This is a genomic window from Bartonella sp. TT119HLJHH, assembly GCF_042193385.1.
Lineage (GTDB): Bacteria > Pseudomonadota > Alphaproteobacteria > Rhizobiales > Rhizobiaceae > Bartonella.
Window position 1 is genome coordinate 1 of the sequence record NZ_JBHILS010000034.1, and the last position, 5,711, is coordinate 5,711.

Below are 5,711 nucleotides of genomic sequence, written 5' to 3' on the forward strand. Positions count from 1 at the left end.
GCATTTTGAAAGACCCGAGCTTTATTATACACCCAGCAATTACCTTCATGAGAGAGATTATCTTCACTTTCAATATAGCCACCGAGGTCACCTTTTTTGACATCATCAAAATCTCTTAAGGCTCTAATTCGAGTTAAGAAATGACCATCGATATATTCACAATCATCAATAAATTCATATTTTTTTGCAGGCTCTTGTTGATTAACAGACGTGGTTTCATTTGAAATATTAGAGATAACGGGGGTGTTTTTTGATATATTTTTCATAATTAAAACCTTACGGGTTAATAACGTTTTCAATTGACACTCTATAAGAGCATCGGGCGTTGAAAACACGGCCGTAAGTCCGTTGTTATGCTTTTCCCATAAATGGGTATTGTATGGCATAACCACGCCCGACAAAATTCTCATATACTAACAAAAGCATAAAAGATAGCCAGTATTTTAAAGACATGGGAGAGGCTGTTTCGTAACCTATCCGCTTACGGTTTAAGTGTTTTCATCACTTGAGTATTTATATAACAAAATACGTATTTATTGTCAAACAATATTTTATCTTTTTTATGTTTTTTCTTATTTTTTAAATACGTTATGTATTGATAATATCTTATGCTTATTAATTGCTTCTTTTATATTTATGTGCTTTTAAAGATATATTATATGCTTTATGAAACGATTGCGTATTTTCTGAATCTATACATTTATAATATTTAGAAACGCTCTCATAATGCGTATTTTTAGCTTTATAACCTATCATTTTTTTACTAAATGAATTTTAAATTTTTTGTGAATTTTGTTTATAAGGGGCTCTAATTTAAAAAACCTTAATAGCACCGCGCTCTTATAACAAATGCTTTCATTTGCATTTTTGCTTTCTCTATAGTTGTTATGTTCTTTATAGCCATGGCATCATTTTTCATGTTCATAAGAGAAATGATAAATAGGATAATTGTGATTTATTGCTTGTTATGAAAACATCTCAATAGAAACTGATCATTATAGAGATGAGCAAAATCCCTTTTAATAAACTTTTGTCAGTCTTGTCAGTTCTTTTTAGAACCTATATCATTTTTTTCAAATGAGAAAAATTAAAATCATTATATTTCAATATATTATTTTTTATCAATTTTTCAAAAAACAACCTATATCAATAATACAACCTATAAATTCAACTAATGATGTATGTTTTGTAAGGGTTTTGGGGGTTTTAAGAACCTACAAAACCTATAAGTAAAATGAATATACATAACTCTCTTTAAACAAAGCTTTTGAAAAGGATAAAGCTATCATTTTAGATTACGATATAACCTCTTAAAGGCAATGTAAAAGAAGCCTATTCACTTTAAGATGGGATTTCTTTTTAGAATAACGCATATAAACACTCCTTTTAGAGATTGTATGTAAGCAATGTATAAAGGGGGTATAGGAACCTATAGCTATAAGACCTTATACCACTTATGCGTTTATCATACCCATTATGTGAGCATGCTTTATAAGTTATTCAGTTTCTCTTAATACCAAATTTGGTAAGTTTTTTACGATTTTCATTGTCTCTAAACTTACGGTAATAACCCTTTGAAATAACTCTAGAGGGTAGGCAGGGTTGCCAACGGTTTCAACAGCATAGCGATTGGCATCATTCACAATACCACTCTTTTTATCAGTCTTTACACATTGACGCTCCATAACCCATTCAAGAGCGGGTTTACCATTAACGATATACTCATAAGCTTCAAGAGGGATGTCTGTTATTGTGATATTGCTGTTGTAAATAACTGTAGATTTATCCTTTTCCTTACTATTCTTAATTTTTGCGAATTTCATTTCTGTAACGTAATAAAATTTTTCGGGATTAGAGATCTCTGTTTGTTTTGGATTACCCTTTTTAAAGGTCACTGGATAAGGCTCTACAGTCTCATAATTCACGTGCAAATGCCCTAGTTCACGTCCAGCATTAACAAACTTCCAAAAATCTTCAGCGCTTTTTACACAAGGGATGCGAGGCAACTCTTTAGAGAGGTTATCAGCATAACGGGCACGATAATCTTCTGAGTGAAGTAGACCGTATACGTAATAAAAGATATCTTCTTTTATTATAGTCTCATTAGGATAAGCAGCTTTAAAATGCGCTAGTCCCTCATCCGTAATGGCATCACTCCTCTGTAAATCAGCTGTTTTGCTGTCTTCTGTAGAATCCGTAAATAAATGAGTTTGTTTCTTGTTTTTATCTTTTGAGACCGTAGTGTCTTCGTAAATATAGCGTGGAAAGCATTGTCCATTTTCTATCACCTGAACATCGGGCAGAGCCGTAGTCATAAGCACAGAAAAGCCTCCCATTGCTCCTATGCCTGTAATTTGTATCACTCTGTTTTCAACCGCTTGCCCTATAGGAAATATCCGCGGCATTTGATAGACTCTATGGTTAAAAATACGACTATAGTAAAGCCATTGCTTCGTAAAAGGACGATATAGGCTTTGAATAAGACATTTATCTTCAAATTCAAAAACCTTTCCTCTTACAAACTCTTCTTTCAGACTACTACTCCAACAAATTTTTGTAGCATCAACACTAACAAAATCGTTTACAGCATTTGCACGTAACTTACGGTCAGCATGCGGATAGACATTATTAAAACGTTCCACTTCGCTATTATAGAAAGCAATCATATAACTCATGTTTTTTGCTAAAACTTCACGATTTGAGTTATATGCCCAAGCATCACGATTAGTTTGTATACCACACGAAAAAGTTTCAAAGAGCTTTTTCTTATTATTACCTTTCTTAACACCTATGGCTAAAAATGCTTTAAAATTGTCATCACGTTGATTTATCCAATCACCGTGCTTATCTGGTATAATGATTTGCCAACCTTGTTTACTCCGTGTAATACCATTAATGCTTCCAAGGGATTCAATCATTGTAAGCTTTTCTTGCCTCGTGAGATAGTCTCCAATATCACGAAAATATATCTTACCACGCTGTTGTGCATTTGGATTTTTTACGAGAATGGAAATCGCTATAGGGGCTCGAGATCCAGAACCAAAAATTTTACCACCTTCTTTTCGAGAAAGTTCTCCAGAAGTTCGTTGGTTACCCCGTAAATGGAAAATATAAAGGCTGCTAAATTCCTCAACGAGGCACTTTCGTAGACTGTCCGTAGAACTTCCATTAATAAAACCGGCATTTGTAACAAAACCAATAATACCACGGTCTTTTATACGGTCACTTGCCCAGCGAATAGCACGAATATAGCTATCATAAATTGCTTGCATATTGGTTGCTTTTGAATGAGCAGCATAAGTTTCACTAATACGTTTATCTAAAATCGGATAGGGTGTGTTTTTTGCATTATCATTTTCGTTTTTTTGCTTTGTTGAATAAGGAGGATTGCCGAAGATAACTTCAATATTGAGGTTTTTCTGAAGTTCTAAATATTCACTGTTTTTCTCTAGTAAACCTCTCATCAGATCTTGTTTTTCAAGCATCCGGAATGTATCGGTTAAACCAATATGTTTGAAAGGAATATACTCTCCTTTCTTCAAACTATGATAAGTCGATTCAATGTTAATGGCTGCTATGTAATAAGCCAGTAAAACAATCTCATTGGCATGGATATCATGACGGAACTTATATTCCATATCCTCTGGTTTTATGAGCTTTGATTGTAAAAGCCTTGTGATAAAGGTCCCCGTTCCAGTGAAAGGGTCAAGAATAGAGACATCCCGTGATCCCAAGCTTTTTCCAAACTCATTACGCAACACATCATCAACAGAATGAATGATAAAATCGACAACCTCAACGGGGGTATAAACAATGCCAAGCCTATCCGTTGTCTTCTTAAAAGCTTTGGTAAAAAAATCTTCGTAAAGTTTGATAATAAGATTTTGTCTTGCCTGTGGTTCTGTAATGCCAGAGGCACGGAACTTTACGCTGTCATAAAACTCTTGTAATTCTTTGGATTCTTCCTCAATATTGGTTTTATCGAGTTCTGTTAAGATTTTTTCCATTGCTTGCGAAATGGCATTGTTTTGTACAAATTCATTGCCCTCAAACAAAGCTTCAAACACAGGACGCGTCACAAGATGTTGCGCTAACATCTCAATCGCTTCTTCTTGCTTTATCTCACTGTTTAAGTTGTTTTTTAATTCTTTATAAAACGTATCAAAGGCATGATAAGCTTCGCTTGTTTGATCAGAAAGCATAGTTTGAAGGCGTGTGATATGGTTTTGTGCAATCTCAGCAACATTGCCAGCCCAAATGCCCCAATAATCACTCATAGTAGATTTTTTAACAATCAGTGTTTTGAGAGCATTGGGAAACTCAACAAAAAAGGGTAATCTTCCTGTTACGCTATGACTATGTTGCGGTTCATGAGCTTGTGTCCCAATACAAAGTCCGGATTTTTCTGATTTTTCGTGAAGCGTGATTTCGTCAATAACCGTGGTGACATTCTCTAATTCGGTCTTTTTAGAAACTGTAACAATGTCGATGATAGAGCTTACGTCTTGTCCTAAGACCATCTGGTTAAGGGTTTTACTAAAATTCTCATCATGGGCAAGCAAAGCATTGAGAACTTGCCAGACAACACTGTATCTCTTATTGTTTTTTAATGCCTCTTCTGGTGAAACATCAGCAGGAACACCAACCGGCAAAATGATATAGCCCATCTTTTTGCCTTTTGCACGACGCATCACACGTCCCACTGCTTGTATCACATCCACTTGGCTTTTACGCGGGTGTTGCTCTTGCATTAATCTCTGCAAGCGCTCGGGATAAAAAAATCTTCTGGACGTAAATCTATCCCATGCTCACGTGCATAGTTCAAAAGCATAATTTGGTATTTAGCTGGAATGATGCCGCCTTTACCCTCTCGCTTTTCAAAAGGGTAAGCCCATTTTCTAATTACAATAACATTGCGATTAACGATATTAGCAACTTTTTTATACCCACCTAGATACTCAATTATGAGTTTTGCGGTTTTCGTATATGTTTTTATCATAGCGATAAAAATACGATATCAAAAATATTTAGTCAATACGAAAAACGTATCATTGTATTTTTTATATTGTAAGGACTTTAAAAATAAGGAATAAACTTAATTATGATTAGGCAAAAAGAGCTAAAAATTTGGATAAAAAAAGAGCTTGATAAAATGGGACGAGGGAGCCAAGCCAAGCTTGCCGCCCATCTTGGTATAAGAAGACCAGCTATATCCAATATGATTAATCTTAATACAAATAGGGAAATGAGAGATATTAAGGCAGATGAATTAGTTAAAATTATGGAGTTTTTTAAAGATTCTTCACCTATTTCTGGACCTTACTCTGATGATTTTCTTTACTTATATTCACAAGCGAATGATTCTGAAAAGAAGATTGTCGAGGATCTTTTAAAATCTCTGCTCGCAGCAAGAAATTCATAAAAGCTTTTTTTCACATTCGGTTAATTTATTTAGCATGATGGATAGCTGCTTTTCTTTTATATTTTCTATCATAAGCACCTCATTAACATTAATGATAATAAACAAAATCGAATAGATTTATAAAAATAAAAATACGTTTTTCGTATTTTATCTATTGACATATCGTTACGAAAAACGTATTAATCACTCCATATATTAGAAAATAACTTTTTCCAATAGGCAGTATGGAGGCATTTGTGAATAAACCAGTGTTTATAAATTCTGATGAAATTCTCTTAGTGATGTGCGA

General features: G+C 34.1%; 1 protein-coding gene and 3 pseudogenes. 1 reads left to right on the forward strand and 3 read right to left on the reverse strand.

Features of this window, described 5'->3' with window-relative positions:
• The 3 pseudogenes from ACFIJL_RS08420 to ACFIJL_RS08430 form a co-directional block, all read right to left on the reverse strand.
• Positions 1-266: pseudogene (locus ACFIJL_RS08420) on the reverse strand (hypothetical protein); the annotation flags it as partial.
• Positions 267-1,496: 1,230 nt separating this feature from the next.
• Positions 1,497-4,739: pseudogene (locus tag ACFIJL_RS08425) on the reverse strand (type ISP restriction/modification enzyme); the annotation flags it as partial.
• Positions 4,734-4,999: pseudogene (locus ACFIJL_RS08430) on the reverse strand (hypothetical protein); the annotation flags it as partial. The pseudogenes ACFIJL_RS08430 and ACFIJL_RS08425, both read right to left, overlap by 6 nt.
• Positions 5,000-5,101: 102 nt before the next feature.
• On the opposite strand from ACFIJL_RS08430, the gene ACFIJL_RS08435 reads away from it, so the two are divergent.
• Positions 5,102-5,422: a helix-turn-helix domain-containing protein gene (locus ACFIJL_RS08435; RefSeq protein ID WP_375612651.1), complete on the forward strand. Its 321-nt coding sequence runs from the start codon at positions 5,102-5,104 to the stop codon at positions 5,420-5,422.
• Positions 5,423-5,711 lie beyond the last annotated feature (289 nt).